General features: G+C 64.9%; 19 protein-coding genes. 7 read left to right on the top strand and 12 right to left on the bottom strand.

The window, feature by feature from the left end:
• The first annotated feature begins 9 nt into the window (after window positions 1–9).
• Both ACWDTD_RS15590 and ACWDTD_RS15595 read left to right on the top strand, forming a co-directional pair.
• Entirely contained in the window at window positions 10–807 is a 798-nt protein-coding gene (locus ACWDTD_RS15590; RefSeq protein WP_449748032.1) for a helix-turn-helix domain-containing protein, read from the top strand.
• A gap of 77 nt (window positions 808–884) precedes the next feature.
• The gene (locus ACWDTD_RS15595) at window positions 885–1,355 is read left to right on the top strand and encodes a hypothetical protein (protein WP_449748033.1); all 471 of its coding nucleotides are present in this window, start codon (window positions 885–887) and stop codon (window positions 1,353–1,355) included.
• Window positions 1,356–1,479: 124 nt separating this feature from the next.
• Here ACWDTD_RS15595 and ACWDTD_RS15600 read toward each other — a convergent pair whose 3' ends face one another.
• Window positions 1,480–2,427: a hypothetical protein gene (locus ACWDTD_RS15600; protein WP_449748034.1), complete on the bottom strand. Its 948-nt coding sequence runs from the start codon at window positions 2,425–2,427 to the stop codon at window positions 1,480–1,482.
• 259 nt (window positions 2,428–2,686) lie between these two features.
• Between ACWDTD_RS15600 and ACWDTD_RS15605 the strand changes: the two genes are divergently transcribed.
• Window positions 2,687–3,004 carry a DUF2853 family protein gene (locus ACWDTD_RS15605; RefSeq protein WP_449748035.1) on the top strand — a complete coding sequence of 106 codons (318 nt, stop codon included), beginning with the start codon at window positions 2,687–2,689 and terminating at the stop codon, window positions 3,002–3,004.
• Between the two features lie 87 nt (window positions 3,005–3,091).
• On the top strand, window positions 3,092–6,565 hold the full coding sequence (locus ACWDTD_RS15610; RefSeq protein WP_449748036.1) for a DEAD/DEAH box helicase: 3,474 nt from the start codon (window positions 3,092–3,094) through the stop codon (window positions 6,563–6,565).
• 21 nt (window positions 6,566–6,586) lie between these two features.
• On the opposite strand, the gene ACWDTD_RS15615 is transcribed toward ACWDTD_RS15610, so the two are convergent.
• Complete coding sequence (locus tag ACWDTD_RS15615; RefSeq protein ID WP_449748037.1) at window positions 6,587–7,669, bottom strand: HNH endonuclease; 1,083 nt, start codon at window positions 7,667–7,669, stop codon at window positions 6,587–6,589.
• Window positions 7,670–7,752: 83 nt separating this feature from the next.
• On the opposite strand from ACWDTD_RS15615, the gene ACWDTD_RS15620 reads away from it, so the two are divergent.
• The gene (locus ACWDTD_RS15620; protein ID WP_449748038.1) at window positions 7,753–8,238 is read left to right on the top strand and encodes a pyridoxamine 5'-phosphate oxidase family protein; all 486 of its coding nucleotides are present in this window, start codon (window positions 7,753–7,755) and stop codon (window positions 8,236–8,238) included.
• Between the two features lie 35 nt (window positions 8,239–8,273).
• Here ACWDTD_RS15620 and ACWDTD_RS15625 read toward each other — a convergent pair whose 3' ends face one another.
• From ACWDTD_RS15625 to ACWDTD_RS15640, 4 genes are all read right to left on the bottom strand, one after another.
• On the bottom strand, window positions 8,274–8,666 hold the full coding sequence (locus ACWDTD_RS15625) for a hypothetical protein (RefSeq protein WP_449748039.1): 393 nt from the start codon (window positions 8,664–8,666) through the stop codon (window positions 8,274–8,276).
• 129 nt (window positions 8,667–8,795) lie between these two features.
• Window positions 8,796–9,770 (bottom strand): adenosine deaminase, encoded by a 975-nt coding sequence (locus ACWDTD_RS15630; RefSeq protein WP_449748040.1) that lies wholly within the window; start codon window positions 9,768–9,770, stop codon window positions 8,796–8,798.
• A 60-nt stretch (window positions 9,771–9,830) separates the two neighbouring features.
• Window positions 9,831–10,802 (bottom strand): ketopantoate reductase family protein, encoded by a 972-nt coding sequence (locus tag ACWDTD_RS15635; RefSeq protein ID WP_449748041.1) that lies wholly within the window; start codon window positions 10,800–10,802, stop codon window positions 9,831–9,833.
• 21 nt (window positions 10,803–10,823) lie between these two features.
• Window positions 10,824–12,017, bottom strand: coding sequence for a TY-Chap domain-containing protein (locus tag ACWDTD_RS15640; RefSeq protein WP_449748042.1), 1,194 nt, complete (start codon window positions 12,015–12,017; stop codon window positions 10,824–10,826).
• A gap of 263 nt (window positions 12,018–12,280) precedes the next feature.
• Here ACWDTD_RS15640 and ACWDTD_RS15645 point away from each other — a divergent pair, with 263 nt between their 5' ends.
• Window positions 12,281–13,516: a lipase family protein gene (locus ACWDTD_RS15645; protein WP_449748043.1), complete on the top strand. Its 1,236-nt coding sequence runs from the start codon at window positions 12,281–12,283 to the stop codon at window positions 13,514–13,516.
• Window positions 13,517–14,119: 603 nt separating this feature from the next.
• On the opposite strand, the gene ACWDTD_RS15650 is transcribed toward ACWDTD_RS15645, so the two are convergent.
• The 6 genes from ACWDTD_RS15650 to ACWDTD_RS15675 all read right to left on the bottom strand — a co-directional run bounded on the left by ACWDTD_RS15650 (window position 14,120) and on the right by ACWDTD_RS15675 (window position 18,553).
• The gene (locus ACWDTD_RS15650; protein WP_449748044.1) at window positions 14,120–15,742 is read right to left on the bottom strand and encodes a long-chain fatty acid--CoA ligase; all 1,623 of its coding nucleotides are present in this window, start codon (window positions 15,740–15,742) and stop codon (window positions 14,120–14,122) included.
• Window positions 15,743–15,883: 141 nt separating this feature from the next.
• Window positions 15,884–16,276, bottom strand: a complete 393-nt coding sequence (locus ACWDTD_RS15655) for a hypothetical protein (protein WP_449748045.1) — start codon at window positions 16,274–16,276, stop codon at window positions 15,884–15,886.
• 158 nt (window positions 16,277–16,434) lie between these two features.
• Window positions 16,435–16,911, bottom strand: coding sequence for a DUF1942 domain-containing protein (locus ACWDTD_RS15660; RefSeq protein ID WP_449748046.1), 477 nt, complete (start codon window positions 16,909–16,911; stop codon window positions 16,435–16,437).
• Window positions 16,912–17,096: 185 nt separating this feature from the next.
• Window positions 17,097–17,549 (bottom strand): PASTA domain-containing protein, encoded by a 453-nt coding sequence (locus ACWDTD_RS15665; RefSeq protein WP_449748052.1) that lies wholly within the window; start codon window positions 17,547–17,549, stop codon window positions 17,097–17,099.
• A 255-nt stretch (window positions 17,550–17,804) separates the two neighbouring features.
• Window positions 17,805–18,275, bottom strand: a complete 471-nt coding sequence (locus ACWDTD_RS15670) for a 5' nucleotidase, NT5C type (protein ID WP_449748047.1) — start codon at window positions 18,273–18,275, stop codon at window positions 17,805–17,807.
• Window positions 18,272–18,553: a hypothetical protein gene (locus ACWDTD_RS15675; protein WP_449748048.1), complete on the bottom strand. Its 282-nt coding sequence runs from the start codon at window positions 18,551–18,553 to the stop codon at window positions 18,272–18,274. Before ACWDTD_RS15675 ends, ACWDTD_RS15670 begins: the two co-directional genes overlap by 4 nt.
• A 515-nt stretch (window positions 18,554–19,068) precedes the next feature.
• Between ACWDTD_RS15675 and ACWDTD_RS15680 the strand changes: the two genes are divergently transcribed.
• The gene (locus ACWDTD_RS15680) at window positions 19,069–19,779 is read left to right on the top strand and encodes a GIY-YIG nuclease family protein (RefSeq protein ID WP_449748049.1); all 711 of its coding nucleotides are present in this window, start codon (window positions 19,069–19,071) and stop codon (window positions 19,777–19,779) included.
• Window positions 19,780–20,002: the final 223 nt, after the last annotated feature.

The following is a 20,002-nucleotide window of genomic DNA, read 5'->3' on the forward strand; positions in this document are numbered from 1 at the left end:
GCGTCGCCGATGTGCGCTCTCCACGGCCGGGCCACAAACGTCGTGCCGCCCGGACCCGCCCGAACCGACGGCGACGTGCCGCCCGGACCCGCCCGGATCCGGGCCGCCGGGTCGCGGCGGCTACCGCCAGTGAACTCTGTCTACCGTTATGCTCGCGGAGTGACCGACGACGCATTGATCCGGAACCAGTCGGGGACCGCACGCGAGCGTCTCGTCGACCAGCCGGTGGAAGAACTCGAACTCGAGTCCGCCATCGCCCACAATGTGCGTCGGTTGCGCAGGCAGGAAGGCCTGTCGGTGGGCGACATGGCCGCCAAGGTGGGCATCTCCAAGGCGATGCTCTCCAAGATCGAGAACGCCCAGACGTCCTGCAGCCTGAGCACTCTCGCTGCGCTGGCCACCGGCTTCGACGTCTCGGTCACCTCGCTGTTCCGTGGCGCCGACCTGGAACGGTCGGCGGTGTTCGTCAAGGCGGGCGAGGGCTCGCACATCGTGCGGGAGGGCTCCCGTGAGGGGCACGAGTACGAGATGCTCGGGTCGTTGCGCGGCGAACACAAACGGCTGGAATGCCTGATGGTGACGTTGACCGAGAAGTCGGTCACCCAGCCGCTCTTCCAGCATCCGGGCACCGAGTTCATCCACATGCTCGAGGGCACCATGGACTATGCGCACAGCCGCTCGGTGTACCGGCTCAGTCCCGGCGACTCCCTGCAACTCGACGGCGAGGGCGCCCACGGTCCGGTGGAACTCGTCGAGCTGCCCATCCGGTTCCTCTCGGTGATCGCCTTCCCCGACTCGGCGATCTGAGCCGTCACCGTCGGTAACGCCGAGCGCGTCTGCGACGATAAACGCGCAACCGCATCCGACTTCGGGGAGGAACACCCATGCCCGTGACCGAGAAGTCTCCGCGACGGCACGCCCGCATCGCACGGAAGCTCGTGACGACGATCGCGGCCGCCGGCGTCGCGACCACCCTCGGTACCGCCGCAGCCGAGGCAACGGTCACCTCGGTGACGGTCGCGGCAAACCCGGACAAGACACTGGGCACCTACTGCCGGCACGCCATCACGGTGAAGACCAACGTTGTGCCCCGTTCGGCGCTCTTGCCGGTCGACTTCTACGACAACGGCAAGTACTTCGGTAGCGCCACGCCGAGCACCTACGGTCCGAGCGCGGTGCGGGTGCTGTGGACCCCGGGCACGCCGGGCCGCCACGTCATCACGGTGCGGCAGTACTCGGGCACCCCGAACACCACCGACCCGCGCAAACCATTCCTCTACAGCTGGAGCCTGCGAAGCGTCCAGGTGTCGGTGAAGCAGGGCGTCGACCTCGGTAGCGGCTGCCTGACGTTCTGACCTTCTGACCCGGCGCGGCCGTCGGTCGGCCGGTTCCCGCGGGGCGTGTCGGTTCCCGCGGGTGGTCGACGGTCTGCGGGAGCGGAGAAGGTCCGCGGGAGGGCTCATCCTCGGCCGACGACCGTCACGCCGCGGTCAGCCCCACCCGCGTGAGCCACCGCAGAACCTTCTCGACGACCCGTCCGCACTCGAGATCGTCCCAGATCCAACGGATGACCATGATTCCCTGTGCGCGTAGTGCATCCTCGCGCGCCTTCTCGCGCAGCACCGTCTGCTCGATGGTCTCGTCCTTGCGCCGGTCGCGCAGATATTTGCCCATACCGTCGAACTCGCCGACAACCCTTCCCGCCCAATCAAAATCCGTTCGGGCGATGAACTCGCCGGTGTCGTCGAAGAACTCATGCTGCAGCCGTGGAGACAGCACGCCCGCGTCGATCATCTGGGCGCGGCTCCACGACTCGCCCGGGCTCTCCGCGAGCCCGTCGGCCCACGACAGCGCGCGACGGGCGTGCGCCGCGCCCTGTCGCCGACGATGCGCGAGGATGGAGCGCAGTGCGCCGAGGTCGGCGCCACGTCGAAGCGCGGAGTCGAAGACAGCCAGTGCGCCCGCGAAACCGTGCGACGCCGTGCAGGCGATGTCGACGGCGGTCCGCTCGAGGCTTGTCACCCGGTGACCGTCGACAACCACGATCTGCTCGTGCGGTACCGGCCCGACGTGGCGATGCTGTGAGGCCGTGCGGTATCCGCCGTTGGCCTCGGTCGTCGTCGAGTGCACGCGCTTCAGGTTCGGTTTGAGCATCTCGAGTCCGTGCATCACCGCCGCCGACTGATGACTGAGAACGATGTCGGCGCTTCGCATCTCGGCGATGGCCAGTGCCTGCAGGCGATGCAACTGCTCGGGTGTCCGGTCGGCGGACTCCACGCACACGCCGCGAACGACGGCGACGATCTCACCGCGGCGTCGCGCTGTGCGGTACTGGTCGTCGGTGAAACCGGCAGCCATCGCCGCCGCGTGGTAGATCAGGCCGTGACGGTCCTTGGGGAATGGGGTGCTCGGGGGAGATGGGTTCATGGCGATTGGACGCCGTCGCCCACCGACTCGCTCCACGACCGTCCACAAGCCGGCGCATCACTTCCCGAACAGGTTCGCCTCGGCCATTTGCGCGGGTCTTATTCGCTCGCGCGGGCCGTCGACCACCCGCGGCAGCGGACACGAACCGCGGCAAGCGGTGAACACGCGCTAACCGGACAAGCGACCCATATCCATGTCACAAACTGGGCGCGGGCGTAGCGTTGGCGTCGTAAGGGATCTCAACCAACGGAGGTATCCGATGTCCGAAGCTCGTGAGTCTGTCCTCGCATACGTTCCCGACGCCGACGCCGCGGTGGTCGACAAGATGGCCTCGACCTACGCGCTGGTGCTGCGTGATCGCGACGCCGCCCTTGTCTCGGCCAGCGACCCCGAAGAACTCAAGACGGTCCGCGAGAACTTCCTGAAGAAGAAGCTCGGCCTCACCCAGAGCGACGCCGACCTCGATGCGGCGATCAAAGAGGTCCTGGACTCGATGAAGGACGGCAAGTCCAATCCGCGGCTCGCGGTGTACTACAAGCTCGCCGACAAGTTCGGCAAGCTCGACGTCTTCAAGTAGCCCGGTCTCCTGGGCGGCCCGAGCCGAGCTGTGCACAAGTCGGCTCGGCGCGATCGTCTCGTCGGCGTCCGCGCCTACGCTGTGCCCATGCCCGATCTCCAACCCCTCGTCATCGGCGAAGACGCGCTGATCGACGAGTTCGGTGCCGCGGCTCTCGCACGGGGCACCTTGTACGCGCGTCAACAACGTGTGATGGTTGTGCGCTGGTCCGACGACGAACTCACGCTGACCGGGCGATGTCGCGGATCGAACGGCAAGATCTACACCACCACGGTCGTGTTCACCCGGATTGGCGGCGAACGGGCACTGCTCCGTACCCGTTGCACGTGCCCCGTGGGCGGCGGCTGTAAACACGGTGTGGCCCTTCTGCTCACCGCCGGCACGGTAGATCGCGACACCGAGCCGGTGCCCGCACCCGTTCGCGACCAGGGCGCGTCGCCATCCACTGTGGCACAACCGAATCCGCCGACCAGATTCCCACCACAGTGGCGCACCGTTCTCGGGGAGCTGGGTGAGTCACCTGCGAACGACCCCGGTACCGAACCGTTGGGCATCCTCGTCGAGCTGCCGGAACCGACCGGCTATCTGCCGCGGCCTGCGCCCACCCTCCGCCTGGTGGCGCCCGGCAAACGAGGCACGTGGGTGCGGACCGGTGTGCATTGGCGCATGTTCATCGGGTCGCCGCTCGTGTTCTCGTCGGCCATCACCGCAGCGTTCGACCGATTCGACCCCGCCGTGGTCGCACCGATCCGCGCCATCGTCCGTGCGGTCCGGGCAGAGTCGCTACACGGGTTCGACGATGTGGTCACGCTCACCGACGCACCGACTGACATCTGGGAACTGCTGGCCGCGGCGCGCGACGCCGGGGTGACTTTCGTCGCGCACCAATCCACCGGCGCTGCCCGCGTTGAGCTGATCGACGGTGCGCGAGCAGGCATCACGATCAGCCGTGACGGTTCCGACGCGGTGGTGACGCCACGGATCGAGGTTGATCACGCCGCGTGGGACGGACAACCGGTGGGGCTGATCGGTCGCGTATCACCGCACGGCATGTTCAGCAGGGTCGACGATCTACTGCTGCTCGGCCCGTTCACCGCGCCACCGTCGCGCACCGCGTTCGAACAGTTGGTGAGCTCTCCGTCGCTCCGCATCCCGGCCGAGGACATTCCCGAATTCGCTACCGGAGTGCTGCCGGGACTGTCGTCGTACCTATCGGTGGACGTGCACGACGGTGCCATCACGATGCCCGAGGTGGTGGGTCCGATCCCGGTCCTCACGTTGCGGATGACCGATGACGGTGGTGCCCACACGTCCTGGTGCATCGGCTACCGCGTCGACGAACGCCTGCGCACCTTCGACCGGGGTTCACGAACCGGCGGTGCGTCGTATCGGGATGCCGACGTCGAGGCGCGGATGTGGTCGGCTGCCCGACCGGCCTTCGAGAAGGTCGCCAACGCGTGTGCCCGATGGCACCAGCAGGCGCAACGATACGTGCGACAATCACAGCGGCACAACGTAACTCATCACAATCGGGGGTCGCTCGTCGCGGTGGCCGATCTCGCCGCCGACCCCGACGCCGCGATCAGCCGCGCCGACCTCGACCTGCTACTGCAGACCTACACTCTCTCGCCGTCGGACCTCGCGATGATATGGACGACGATCCTTCCGGAACTCACCGACGGCGGCCTGATCGACGTCGTGATCATCGGCGACGACCCGACCTACCGGCTCGCCGAGGGCGCACCCACCATTGAGATCGGCGCCGACGATTCGCCCGACAACGATTGGCTCAACCTGCGCATCACCGTCGAGATCGACGGCCACGCCATCCCGTTGCCCGACGTGCTGCGCGAACTGTCGGCGGGCACACGCTACATGCTGCTCGCCGACGGCGTCTGCTTCTCGCTCGACAATCCCGAACTGATCCGGCTGGCCGAACTCGTCGAGGAGGCCGAGTCGCTGGGCGAGGTGGATCGCGGCCGGGTTCGCCGCGGTACGGTCCACGCCACCCTGTGGGATGAACTCCTCGCGCTCGGCGTGATCGACGAGCAACTCGCCCAATGGCGTTCACGTATCGCCACACTCGCCGACGCCGAACCGCCGACCACGGGTCCGGCGCCTGTGCTACTGCACGCCGAGCTGCGCGACTACCAGAGCGTCGGCCTCGACTGGTTGCGGTTTCTGTGGCGCAACAGGATAGGCGGGATCCTCGCCGACGACATGGGCCTGGGCAAGACGGTGCAGACCCTGGCGTTGGCGGCCGACGTCGTGGCCGACGATCCAGACGCCCGCATCCTGGTGGTCGCACCCACCAGCGTCGTGGGCAACTGGATCCGAGAGGCGCAACGCTTTGTGCCCGATGTCCCGGCCGTCGCGGTGTCGGCGATGGGAACCAGGTCCGGCATCTGCCTCGATGAGCGCATCGGTGATGCACGAATCGTGGTCACCTCCTACACGCTGCTGCGACTGCAATTCGAACGCTTCGATGAATTCCGTTGGGCGGTGGCGGTGTTCGACGAGGCACAGTTCGTCAAGAATCACCACAGTAAGGCGCATCAATGTGCGCGGCGGCTCGGTGCGGAAATCAAGGTGGCCATCACCGGCACGCCGATGGAGAACAACCTGATGGAACTGTGGTCACTGCTCTCCCTCACCGTGCCGGGCCTGTTCCCGTCGCCGAAGACCTTCACCGAGTACTTCCGCCGGCCGATCGAGAACGGCAGCAATCCAGGCCGACTGGAGTTGCTGCGCCGTCGGATTCGGCCGGTCATGTTGCGTCGCACCAAAGATCAGGTGGTCACCGACCTGCCGCCGAAACAGGAACAGGTGGTGACAGTGGAACTCTCACCGCGTCACGACAAGATCTACCAGACCCACCTCACGCGCGAGCGCGAGCGCGTGCTGGGACTGATCGGCGACTGGGACGAGAATCGCTTCGCGATCTTCCGCTCGCTCACCGTGCTTCGGCAACTCAGTTTGCATGCAGGTCTCGTCGATGCCGAACATGCCTCGGTGGCGTCGGCCAAGATCGACTACCTCGCCGACAATCTCCCCGAGCTGGTCGCCGAAGGTCATTCCGCGCTCGTGTTCAGCCAGTTCACCGGTTTCCTGTCGTTGGTCCGCGAACGCCTCGACCAGCTCGGCATCGAGTACCGCTACCTCGACGGTTCGATGAGCGCGAAGCAACGGGCCGCGGCGATCGAGTCGTTCAGCGGGGGATCGGCGCAGGTGTTCCTGATCAGCCTGAAGGCAGGCGGTTTCGGTCTCAATCTCACCGAGGCCGACTACTGCTTTGTGTGCGATCCGTGGTGGAACCCTGCCGCCGAGGCGCAGGCCGTCGACCGTGCGCACCGAATCGGGCAGACCCGGCCGGTGACGGTGTACCGCTTGGTGTCTGCCGGCACCATCGAAGAGAAGGTGGTGGCCCTGCAGGCGCGGAAGCGGGAGCTCTTCGACGCCGTCATCGACGACGGTGAGCTCTTCGGTACCGCGATCAGCGCCGATGATGTGCGAGACATGTTGAGCGGCAGCAAGTCGGGTGGTCATGAGGCCACCGACTGACGCACACCCTGTTGCTCGCCACTACCATTCGCCCGGCCAGGCGAAGTCCACCCGCGAGAGCAGCTCGATGTTCCGGGTTCCCCGCCACACGGGCGTCGACTCGGGTTGGGTGACGTACAGTCCGTGCGCGGCGTCGACGACGCGTTGAAACTGGCTGGGCCAGTTGATGGATGCGGCCAACTCATCGAGGCGGTCGCGTCCCCGGCCCAATGCTCGCGACACGTGGACCGGATCGGGTAGCAGGTCGGACTTGTTGGTGTTGCAACGCGGACAGGAGAGCACCAGGTTGCTCAGACCGTCGATGCCCACCCGCGACCACGGCAGCACATGGTCGACGTGGGAGTCCGTGCGTAATCGCGCGGCGCAGTAGAAGCAGTCGCGGCCGAACTCGTCGGCGAGGAGTGACCCCGGCCTCTGCAGGGATACCCGGTCGGAGCCGAACAGATGCTGAGCGAGGTCGGGCCCCTCGTCGAGGAGGCTCTTGTTCATCCGGCGCACGTCGTCCACCCAGGCGAGCTGGAATGCGGGTTTGAGCAGTGGTGCGAGCCGGGCGAGGGTGACGCACACGCCGGGGAAGAGTTCGATGCTGTTGTTGTGCGCGGCAATCACTTTCACCGAGTCCGTACCGAGCCAGGAGTCGTCGTAGAGGAAGCACTCGTGTGGTGCTCCCACGCCGACGCGTTGTAGCAGCGCCAGCGGATACCGCACGAGGTTGCGTTTGACGGTGAGTAGGGACTGCGCGTACACGTCGGGCGCGTGTGCGCCGGCGGTCTCGAGTGGCAGATCCCGCAGGCCGGGTGTTGCTGTCGCGTCACGCAGGGCCGACACCGCCGCGAACACCACGCCCCGACCGTCGTTGGATTGCCGCAGCACGTGGCCGTCCAGGGGGCGTAGCTGTCGCCAGTACAGGTCGATGACGCGATGGGCCAGCGCGTCGAGGTCGACGCTGACCGCGGCGTCGGGGTCGGTGGGGACGGACTCCACTGCGATCTCGAGCAGCGCCACCATCGTCGCCAGCTTGTAGGTGGCCGTGCGATGCCCACCCTCGAGCACCGCGACCAGTTTCTGGCCAAGGCTCAGCGGGTCCGATCCGGGTGCGGACATGGGTTTCAGCGTATGCCTCGTCGACGCGAACGCCGACCACGAGACGGTGGGCGTAACGACCACTTGCGCGTAGCGTGAAAACCATGACTGATGACAACACCGATTTCGACCGCATCGGCGAGTTGATCTCCAACGCCCGTATCGCCTTCGTCACCACCAGTGAGGACGACGGCCGGTTGCTGAGCCGACCCCTGGCGGTGCTGGACCGGGACTTCGACGGGGATCTCTACTTCTTCACCGTCGACCCCTCCCCCAAAACCGACCAGATCGCCACGGATTCACACGTCAACGTCAGTATGCAGGCCGACGACGGCTACCTCTCCATCGCCGGAACAGCGTCGGTGAGCCACGATCAGGGATTGATCGACGAACTGTGGAACTCGCACGCCGAAGCCTGGTTCGAGAAGGGGCGGGAAGATCCCGGCGTGGCACTGCTCAATGTGCACGCCGACTCTGCCGAGTACTGGACGATGGACAGCCCCAAACCGGTTGCGCTGCTGAAGTACGCCAAGGCCATGGTGTCCGGCGATCAGCCCGACGTCGCGAGCAACAAGTCCGTCGATCTCTGACCACGGCAGGAAGAAGGTGCCGGGAAGGTCGCCGCTCAGGGCTGGGTGGGCCAGCGGGTGATGAGCGTGATCGGCGCGTCGCGGTTGGTGATCCCGACGATCACTCGTCCGCCGTCCTTCTGCGCGGCCTCTTCGACGAGGCGTTGCGCGCTGGTGCGGACCATCAGTCCGCGGCCGGGGACGAGGAACGGGACGTCGCGCGACTTGGGGTCGGGACCGGCCGACCAGTAGGGGCGTACCGCGGGATCGTCGAGGATCGATTCGACGCCGGTGCCGGCGATCTTCATGGTCTCGTCATGGGTGAAAACGATGTAGGTGGTGTTCCCGTGCGTCTCGGTCTGCGCGGCATGGGCGTTGCCGGCACCGGTCATGGTGATCCCGCCGACGGCGAGCACTCCGACGATGAGTGCGAGTGCGCGGTTCTTCATGTCTTCCCCCACGAGTCTGCGGACAGAGCACAGCTCTGCGTGGACAGACCCTAACAGGTGGGACGTGTGCGGGGGTGGTGTCGCGATGGAGTGAGGGTGTGACCGGTAACCGGCTTCGCCGGGACCGCGTCACGTGGTGGTGTCGTCGGGCGTCGGAGAGAACGCCGCGGCGAACGAATTGGCTGCCAGCACAACGAGTTCCTCGTCGTCGACGCCGAGTTCGTCGCGGATCGCGACGAACGTGTCGCCCACGTAGCCGCCGAAGTAGGCGGGGTCGTCGGAGTTGATCGTCACCAGCAGTCCCGCGTCGAGCATGCGCGACAGTGGGTGGTCGGCGAGCGTGGGCACACACCGCAGACGCACGTTGGACAGCGGACATGCGGTCAGTGGCGTCCGATCGGCCGCGAGGCGCCGGATGAGCGCAGGGTCTTCGAGGGCGCGGATTCCGTGGTCGATCCGTTCGACGCCCAGCACGTCGAGCGCCTCCCAGACGTACTCGGGTGGTCCCTCCTCGCCGGCGTGCGCCACCACGTGCAAGCCGGCCTCGCGTGCACGATCGAAGACCGGTGCGAACTGACCGGGCGGGTGACCGACCTCGGCCGAATCCAGGCCGACACCGATGATGGAGCCGAAGTGCGGGGCCAGCGCGTCGAGGGTGGCGTGGGCGTCGGCAACCGGTGTGTCGCGCAGGAAGCAGGCGATGAGGTCGGCGTGGATGCCGGTCTGCGCCGACACGGCGTCGAGTCCGCTGCGCAGTCCGTTCACGACGGCGGCGATGGGGACGCCGCGCGACGTGTGTGCCTGCGGGTCGAAGAAGATCTCCGCGTGGCGGACGCCCTGCGCGCCCGCGCGACGCAGGTAGGCCTCGGCCAGATCGGCGAAGTCGCGTTCGGTGCGGAGCACCGCCATGCACGCGTAGTAGAGGTCGAGGAAGTGCGGCAGATCGGTGAACGCGTGGGCGCGGCGTAGGTCATCGACAGAGGCGTAGGGCAACTCGACACCGTTGCGGGCGGCCATGTCGAACACCATCTCCGGTTCGAGGGTGCCCTCGATGTGCAGATGCAGTTCGGCCTTCGGCAAGGCCATCAGCGCCGCGTCATCCACGGGAGCTGTCCCTCTTCTCTGTCGTCGAATGTGTGGTGAGGTGGCACTTCCTGAGGTGGGCTAGGAGGAGTCGAGCGCGCGCAGTGCCTCGGTGGGATCGAGGCTGCCCGGTGGGCGCTGCTCCCGGGCGAGGCGCACGATCTCGTTCTGCACCAGTTCATTGACCGGTGTTGCGACACCGTGCAGTCGGCCGAGCAGGACCACTTCGCCGGACAGGTAGTCGATTTCGACGCTGCCCGTGCCGCGCGCGACGCTCTGCCAGGTGGAACTGCCGAGACTGTTCTCGCCGGTGTCGCGGCGGTGAATGGCGTCGGCACGGCGTTGTTTGTCGGTGGCTTCGGAGATCACGTCGATACCTGCCGCTCCCACCACGGCCTCCCCTTCGGCCCGCGCACGACGACACAGTTCGGTGAAGGCCGGATCGTCGCGCCGGAACCCGGCGTCAATGCCGTTGACCAGATTCATGATCAGTTTGCGGTACTTCCACGCCATGATGTTGTCTCGGGGCTCCGACCAGAACCCCGCGGCGCGCAGTGCGGTCGAGATCTCGTCGGCCGTCGGATCGGTACCCAGGGGATACGAGCCGATGTCGAGGATGCCCGGGACATTGTCGGACCCCTGGATCACCACACCCGGCTCGAGGTGCAGCGCCGGCAGCATGACGCAGATCGAGTACACGCTGGGGAACACCCGCAGCAGTTCTCGTTCGTTGGCGACACCGTTCTGCGCCGACACGATGGGCGTCCGGCGCGGGGCGTGTGTGCGCAGGTCCGCGAGTGCCGCCGCGGTCTGTTGGGATTTCACGCACAGCAGCACCACTGTGTCGTCGGTCCATCGCACGCCTGCGGCTCCTGCGGCGGTCACCGCGTCGATTGCGTACCGGTGTCCGGCCGTGTCGAGGAGGAGGCCGTGGTCGCGGATCGCCTGCAGATGCGCCCCACGGGCCACCAGCGTGGTAGGGACACCTGCCAGCGCGAGGTGCGCTCCGATCACACCGCCGACCGCGCCGGCGCCGTAGATGACGAAGTGCATGAAATCCAGCGTAGGCGCGGGTCATGCGCCCTTGCTCTCCACTTGACGGACCGCCGACTCGAGCAACCCCACGAAGTGCTCGTAGAAGGCGGCGACAGGGTGGTGTGTGGTGCTGCTTCGCGCCGCTTCCTGGGCCAGGGCGCGGCAGACGTCGAGATACTCCACGAGGCGGTCGATCTTGGCGTTGGTCAGGTGCACGATGCGTTCCGGGGTGAGGCCCGTGGAGGTATCGATCTCGAAAAGTGTTTGCAGCCCAACCGGAATGGTGCTGTGCGCGCACGTGTGTGCACCGGGACCACCGGCGTTGAGGGCGTCGACGATGTCGAAAGCGGACTCGCTGAGGAAACGCAGCCAGGTACACAGGGCCAGTGCCAGGTTGTCGGGGTGGAACACCGCGCCGTCGAAGATGCGTCGTGCGTAGACGTGATCGTCGCTGACGGTGAACGCGATCTCCGGCCAGGCCGCCGAGTGCTCGACGATCAGGCTGCCGAGAAGTCCGGGGTCGGTCAGCCGGTGCGTGAGCGTGGTGACGAACTCCAGGCTCGGTCCGTGCGGTGTTGCGAAGATCCCCCACGGCGGCGAGTCGAGGTCGGAGGGCATCACTTCGATCCAGCCGTCCTGAATGGTCAGGTGCTGACGTAGATCGTCGGCGACGAGGTCGCGGGCCAGGTGCAGCAGGTGGTCGTCGTCGGTGGGCACGATGATCCCGGGAGCGTCGGATAGCGATGGGCTCGCAGGCGAGGCCGGATCGGGGACCGCGCTCAGTCGGCGGCCGGGCGTGGTGCCGGGCCTCGGTAGATCGGGTACCCGCCGGAACGGATTGTGGATGGTGACGAACGACGGATGCGCGAAGCCCCACAGTTCGCGCAGTGTGCGGCACGCGAGAGTGCTCAACGTCGCGAGACTGCGCTTGCCCGATTCCGCGATGTGCTGGTCCTTGCGGGGCAGATAGCGCCAGCCGAGGTCGGCGAGATCGCGTCGGATCGCGATCCACTCGCGGCGGCCGCTGATGGGGAGCGCCGACCCACTGATGGTGCAGCGGATGCGCCCGGATCCGGTGATGGTGATTACGATCAGCGGGCGATAGGTCAGGCCGTCCTGACGTGCGATCTCGACGAACTGCCCGGGCTCGAGATCACCCAGCTGCGGGAGCAGCGTCGCTCTGAACTCGGACCAGGCGTCATCGATGAGATCGTCGAAGCTGCTGGTGGACATGGGACCCCCGATCGTCGTGCGACACGCGTCGCTATACGAATGTGTGTTCGATGAAGACGGTATGTGAGGGGTCTGACAATGAGGATGACTACCCGATACCGCGAGGTCACGGAGGTATTGGCGCCTCCTGTGACCGGTTTCTCACCGGGAATCACGGCCTATTCGTACGCGCTGGAAACAAGCGGAGCAGAATGTTTCTTGAAGGCGTTGTGACGTTGGTGTCAGCGGCATGGGGGCGACGCGCACATGAATAGGGGACAACGATGTCGAATGCAGCCGAACAGGTGGCACCCGAGGGCGAGGTGACTCAAGGCAAGCCGGTGTTGCCGGTCGACGACCCGTTCTACGAGGCACCCGACGACCTCGGCGCACTCCGGCCGGGCGAGATCATCCGCAGTCGGCAGGTGGTGCTCAAGAACTTCTGGGTGTCGCACCACCGGGCGTGGCAGTTGCTGTATCGCACCAGCGACCTCAACGGGATGCCCGACGTGACTGTCACCACCGTCGTGATTCCCGACGGGCACACCACCGAGCACCCGTTGCTCTCGTTCCAGGGCGCCATCGACGCGGTGACCTCGCAGTGTTTCCCCTCGTACGCACTGCAGAAGGGGGCCGAGGCCTCCCGCAGCGTCGCGCCGTTCGAGTTCATGGTGGTGCGGCGCGCACTGGCCAAGGGGTGGGCGGTGAGCATCCCCGATCACGAGGGTTTGAAGGGAGCGTGGGGTGCCCCGCGTGAACCGGGCTACCGCGCGCTCGACGGCGTCCGCGCCACCCTCGCATTCGAACCGCTGGATCTGCGCGCCGATACCCAGGTCGGGTTGTGGGGATACTCCGGCGGCGGCATGGCATCGTCGTGGGCGGCCGAGATGGCGCCCACCTACGCACCCGAACTCAACATCGTCGGCGCGGTTCTCGGATCGCCGGTGGGCGACATGGCCGAGGCGTTGCTGCGCCTCAACGGCGGATTCCATGCGGGGCTGCCGATTCTGGTGATCGCCGGCCTGCAGCGCGTCTATCCGGGGCTCAAGAAGGTCATCGACAAGTACGCCACGGAAAGGGGTCGCAAGTACCTCGCCGAGGCAGTGGACCTGCCGACGGGTGATGCCATCCGGCGTTTCCGCAATCACGACCTCGACGACTACCTCTCGGCTCCGCTCGCCGACGTGCTGGCCGAGCCGGAGATGGTCGAGATGATGCGCGACGTGCAACTCGGCACCCACAATCCGGGCGTGCCGCTACTCGTGATCCAGGCGATCCACGACGAGGTGATCGCCGCCGCGGATGTCGACGAGCAGGTGGCCAAGTACCGGGAGCACGGTGTCCCGGTGACGTACGTGCGTGACCTTGTGGCCGAACACTATTCACTGCTGGCGCTGTCCGGGCCGCTGGCGGTGAGCTGGCTCTCGCATCGGTTCGAGGGCCGGCCCGCGCGTGATCGGACCGTTGCCGCGGTTGCCGGTCAGCCGCGACCGAAGTTGCGGCTCAATCCTTTCGGCTGAGACTCAGGGTGAGTGCGTCAGTAGAAGATCGAGTAGACGATGTGCATGATGGATTCGTAGAAGTTCCAGAGTGCGGTGAACATGGTGATCTCCTTAGATAGCCAAAGCACAAGTGGCTCTGGTGTTATGACTGCTTCCTCAGACTGCGCGCAGCGCTCCGGGAGATCAAGGGGCGGTGTGGTCGAGCGCCGCCCGTACCGGCACTAGCTGGGGGAATGGCGTCAAAGGCCATTCATCCGATTGTGGTACATCGTCATTGGTCCGGTCCGGTTGCAGCACTACGCCCGGCGACCGTGCGATCACGGGCCGGGCGTAGCGCTATGGACTGACGGGCCAGGTGTCAGATGATGCTGACGACCAGGTTCCAGATAGATGCGAAGACATTCCAGATGGCGATGATCATTGTATTTCCCTTCTGCCGCAGGAACTTCAGGGATATGCGTCCTGCGCTTGCCTCATCAGCATCCCGAGAAGCCCGGTAGCTGAGAATGGGGAGAAGTCCCCCCGTGCCCGGCAATTGCCGTGACCTGGCAAATGTGTATCGGTGTTCATCTGCGCGACCGACGCGACGGGACGTGATCAGGCGCTGATGCCCGGGAGCGGTCAGAGCCGCGTGACCGACAGGTCGCCGTCACGGAACTGCGAGCGCAGCCGCTTCTTGTCGAACTTGCCGACACTGGTCTTGGGCACCTCGTTGATGATCGTCCAGTTCTCGGGCAGCTGCCAGTGGGCGACCTTGTCGGACAAGAACTCTCGCAGAGATTCGGGGGTGGCCGACGAACCCTCGCCCAGTACGACGGCCACCAGCGGGCGTTCGTCCCACTTGGGGTCGGGCACTGCGATGACGGCGGCCTCGATCACGTCGGGGTGACCCATCACGGCGTTTTCGAGGTCGACCGACGAGATCCATTCGCCGCCGGACTTGATGATGTCCTTGGTGCGGTCGGTCAGCGTGAGGTAGCCGTCGGGGGTGATGGTGCCGACGTCGCCGGTGCGCAGCCAGCCGTCGTCGAACTTGTCGGCGGCGTCGACGCCGTAGTAGGAGCCGGTGATCCACGGTCCGCGGACCTCGAGTTCGCCGACCGTCTTGCCGTCGTGGGGCAGTACCTCGCCCTGGTCGTCGACGAGCCGCGCCTGCACCGACGCAGGGAAGCGGCCCTGGGTGTAGCGGTAGTGCCACCGCTCTTCGCCCTCGGTGCCGGCCGGTGGGCGTGCCACCGATCCGAGCGGAGACGTCTCGGTCATGCCCCAGGCGTGGATCACTTCGACGCCGTGCTCCTCCTGGAAGACGTGCATCAGCGACGGCGGCACCGCCGACCCGCCGATCAGGACGTCGTTCATGTGCGAGATGTCCTGCGGGCGGTGCACGAGGTACTGGTGCAGGCCGAGCCAGATGGTGGGCACCGCGGCGGCCACGGTGGGCTGTTCGGCGGCGAGCAGCGCGGCGAGCGGTTCGGGCTGCAGGAACCGGTCGGGCATGATCAGCGACGCCCCGATCATGAACGCGGCGTAGGGAAGTCCCCACGACATCGCGTGGAATTGGGGGACCACGCACAGTGCGCGGTCGCCCTGTTTGAGCGCGGGTCCTTCGGTCATGCACACCTGCATGGAGTGCAGGTAGATCGAGCGGTGGGAGTAGACAACGCCTTTCGGGTCTCCGGTGGTGCCGGAGGTGTAGCACATGGCGGCGGCCGAGCGTTCGTCAACTTCGGGCCAGCCGAAGGTGACCGGTTGTTCGGCGATCAGCGCCTCGTAGGAGTGCACCGCCACGCCGTCGGGGGCCTCGACGCCCTCGGTGGAGTCGCCGGTGACGATGATGTGTTTGATGGTGGTGAGGTGTGGGAGCTGCGGGTTGAGCAGCGCCACCAGCGTGGGGTCGACGATGACGACGTGGTCTTCGGCGTGGTTGGCCACGTGGATGAGCTGCTCGGGGAACAGACGGATGTTCAGGGTGTGCAGCACCGCGCCCATCGACGGCACCGCGAGGTAGGTCTCGAGGTGCTCGGCGTTGTTCCACATGAAGGTCGCGACGCGCTGGTCGCCGTCGACGCCGAGCCCGCGCAGGGCGTGTGCCAGTTGGGCGCAGCGTCGACCCACCTCGGCGTAGCTGCGTCGGCGCGACCCGTCGCCGGTCCAGGTGACCACCTCCGCGTCGCCGTGCACGCCGCTGCCGTGACGCAGCAATTGGGCGATGGACAGTGGGGCGTCTTGCATCGTGCTCAGCATGGTGATTCCTGCTCTTCTCTTCGGGGCGGCGACGGCTCGCGGGCGCGTCGGGGGTGGTGCGACCGGTTCCTTCAGAGCTTTGCACGCGGCGCGTCTGTCGGGGTGCGGTTTCGCCGATCAAATCGGACATTGCCCGAGGGGTCAGAGTCGCGGTTCCGGCGGTGTCGGCGGACGGAAGGGGCGGAAGAAGGTGCGTAGTTCGTCGGCGTAGGTGTCGGGCACCTCGAACGGCGCGAAGTGGCCGCCGTGCGCGGGTTCGGACACGTAGACGGTGTTCGCCGTGCGTTCGAGCCAGGCCCGTGGTGGACGCACCACGTCACGCCCGAAAATCGTGAAACCTGAGGGTGTTTCGACGTAGCGGGTGCGTTGCGCGACGGGGATGGCGGCGTTGGCCCGGTAGGTGCGGATCGACGATCCGATCGTGTTGTTCGACGGCGCATCCGTCCATCGGGTCAGCCGCAGTCGGGTGTGCAGATCCTCGACGACGTCTGCGCGGGTGCGCGGAACGAAGGGTCGGGGGCCGGTGGCGGGCATGGGTTCAGGGTAGGACGGGCAGGCGGCGGTAGCGGCCACGCGACGAAGCGGCGAAGGCTGACAGCTCGTGTGGCGTGCCATCGATGGCACATCGGCGCCACACCCTCAGTTACCAGATAAGTGAAGGTAAGTGTCGACGGTGCCGTCGCTTGTGGCGGCTACGAGGAGGATCCGAACGGCGAGACCGGCTGTTTGGGCTGCGGAGTGGTGCGCCACGTTATCGTCCACTTCGCGAGGATCTCGCCGAGCGGGGCTTCGTACTCGATCATGGTCGGGCGGGGCCCGGAGATGTCGAATGCGACGATGCCCTTGACACGTTCGCCCGCCGGCAGGTCACCGGAGTGCAGGTCGGTGTAGGTGTAGTCGGGCTCGTCGTAGGTGGTTCCGTCGTCGGCTTTCGCGATGAAGTACAGCGGATTGACCGGCACTGCGCCACGCGTCGCGTCGATGGTGACGACGAAACTGAAGGTGTCGCCGCGCATGCTGATATTCGAGACATCGACGTATCCGGCCCAGTCGTCGTCCGCGATGTAGCGCGATGTCGACGGTGGGTCCGCGTACGCGGCCGGCAGCGCGATGCCCGGAAGAATGGCGAGCAGAAGGGTGGCGAACATTGTTGTGATGACGGTGCGCACGGCTGTCCTAATCAATTCGATGACGAATGTTTGTGGTCACGATAACGAGAGGGTGTGACAATCCCTGGCGCGCTTCGAGTGCGGTCGATTTACGCCGTGTTCTGGTCAGGGCGAGGCGCTTCGGATAGGCGGTAAGTAAGCCTGCACTATGAGGCTTTGGGCCAGCTGCCTCAGAGGCAAGAAAGTCAGCATGGATTAGGTTCACCCATCTTTACTACGGATAGGTTGGGCTCACCCTCACTGATCGGCGTACCTGGGGTGGGATCTTGTGCGACGACGATCCAGTCGCGGTCCAATATCTGATGGCGGCCCTCGCCGGTGGCATCGGTGCTCCGTGAGAAGAAGACGCCCGCCTCCTGAATTCTATCCTGGGCCGCTTGAAGATTCATGCACACGACGTCAGGCATGACAGCGGTAGACCCTTGTGTGGCGGGTGTGGTTTCGGCGGGCATTGTGCCACCAGAGCCCTCTGGCGGCGGAGCAACAGCGCTTGGAATAGCCGGTGCAGCGGGGACTGTGGTAACCGAGGTTACAGTCGTGGTCGTATCGGGTCGAGATGCTGTATCTCCGCATCCCGAGAATAGAAACACTGAGACCACTAGTATCGGAAAAGTATTTCTTGAACACGTTAGCCGCATAATCACTCCTAGAATCAATTCTGCTTGTCTTAAATCGTAGCCTCATGCCCGGGATTCGAAGTAGGAAGGATGGACTAAGCACCTCTTGCCGGTGTTTGTAATGCCGCCACGGCACATACCATGAACGCGAACTAGTTCGTGGCGGCGGTCAATTCACGCAGACGGTGGGAATTTGCGGCCCGGCCGTGTTCGCGGCGGCGTCGCGCCTGGACGAGACCTCGGCGCGGCGCCGAGCGATACTCGCCGAGGTTGTGGTCAGGCGAGTGGCCGCAAGTGCGCGACGACGTCGCCCCAGGTTTCGAAACCGGGCTTGCCGAAGTGGATGTGGGTGCCGTTGAAGTCCTTGACGCCGCGGGCATCACGGTCGTCGACGATGAAGTCGCCGTTGTTCAGGTTCTTGTGGTGCGAGAGGATCAGCCGCTTGTAGGCGGGTGAGTCGGGAGTGGCACCGAGGTGCTTCTTCACCCACAGCAGCTTGTCGGACCAGGCCGACGGGTTGTCCCACGGCGCGGTGGACAGGATGTAGGTGTCGAAGAGCTGCGAGAGTTCCAGGAAAGCGTCGACGGCGCCGTCGAGGGGACGCATCAGCGCGAAGATTCCGGGAGCGTCGTCGTAATGTTCTAGGTAGGTCTCAAGGTCTTTGGCGCTAAGCGCGTCGATGCCGGACTGGAAATCGACGAGGGTGTTGTCCATGTCGATGTAGAGGATCTTCTTGAGTGGCGTCACAAATCACCTTCCAACTGATGCAGGTATGCCTCGGGGTCTTGGTTGTAGGCGGCGTTCTCCTTCTCGCATCGCGCCAGTAGTTCTTCGCGTTTGGCCTGTTCGACGCCGCGGCGTCTTGTGTTCGCCTTGGCGACCTTCGAGAGGACGAAAAGGGCGAGAGCAATCGCGGCGATAATTACGAAGATGACCCAGAACTTGATGACGATGCCGATGAGGATCAGCACGATGAAGACGGCTAAGCCGCCACCTTTTCCGCCACCACCACCTGATCGAGCCATAACTGAATTGTGGCATCGGGGTACGACAGGCTGACGGTGTCAAAGGGCTCGTGCATAGCGTGTGCATGCCCCGATGAGACTTCACCGGTCGGGGGTCCGACGCTCCCTTGTGACATCAGTTTAGGATCGCGCACCGCGTTGTCAGCCGGTATTGGCATCTACAGCAGTGGACAGATCGATCAAGCGGTGGAGGATGCGCCGAAGGAGCATTTTCGTACCGTCGCAGCAAGACGTCGCTTGGGGTCGGTACGCCTAAACTAACTCCGTTAGGGGCGAACTCGGGAACAAGTGCGTGCTCGAACCAGAATCCGAGTTCGCGGAGAAGCATCTGTTTGATGCCGCCAATTCGGGAGAGCGTGACCGCGATAGTAGGTTCGAGATGATGCCTTGTGCGTCGGTGCCGACCATCCGACCCGGGAAGGTTGTCGACGCGCTACGCTCAACTGAGCGGGCAAGCTACTAGCCCCGGCAGAGAGCTGTCTGATTGCTGCCCGCGTGCGAGAAGGAGTTTGATCGTGGGGTACCTCTATGCGTTTCGACTAGGAGAATCGGATCTGTTCAAGATCGGTCAAACGAGTGGAGCGGCACCTGATAACCGTAAGAAATCGCTCCAGACTGGATGTCCGTATCCCTTGACGCTATTTGGGTCCATCGAAACTGACGACTACAAGGCTGCTGAGAAGTACATCAAAGAGGTACGTTCCGATAGGCGCGAGACTGAGGGTGGTAAGGAGTTTTATCGGCTTACTGGAGATGAGGCCGCACAGACACTCCACGATTGCGAAGTATGGCTTTCGGACGAACTGCCGAAAGAGCGAAAAGCAAACGAGCTCCAGACGGTAGTGCCGGATGCCGGGATCTTGCCTGCCGACGAGGGCGCCCTGGAACTTAAGAAGCGATGGCTTGAACTCGAGAAGCAAGCCCACTCTCTGAAGGTGGCTCTAGCGAAGATTGAATCCGACAAGGGGCGCTTGGAGACGCGACTGAAGTTGGCGATCGGGACCGCAAGTGGGATTACAGGAATCGCCACGTGGAAGGTCGTCGAAAGACATCGCATCAGCCCTAAGTTGGTGAAGGGCGCCGATCCCGACTTGTATGAGCAGTGTTTGGTTAAGAGATTCAGTTCGTCGCAGTTAAAACTCCTGCTGAAGAATCGGGATGACGAGTTTACCTATGAGGCATTTCAGGAAGTCTCACTATCACGAATATTTAGAATGATCGAATGAGTCCCTTGCCGAGCTGTACGGAATTTCGCCTAGAACTTGACTGTCAAGAAACGCCCGTATGATTTCTAGGGTGAAACGCAGACGACATCTTCAACGATGTGGAATGAGTAACGATATTAGAGGACTGCTGTCAAGGGACATGTAGAACTGCCCACTGGTGGCCATCAAGACTGCCCGTAGGCGGTCACGTGGGGGTGCCCGGTGGCGGCCATGAAAGTGCCCA

This window comes from Gordonia sp. NPDC003425 (assembly GCF_053588635.1).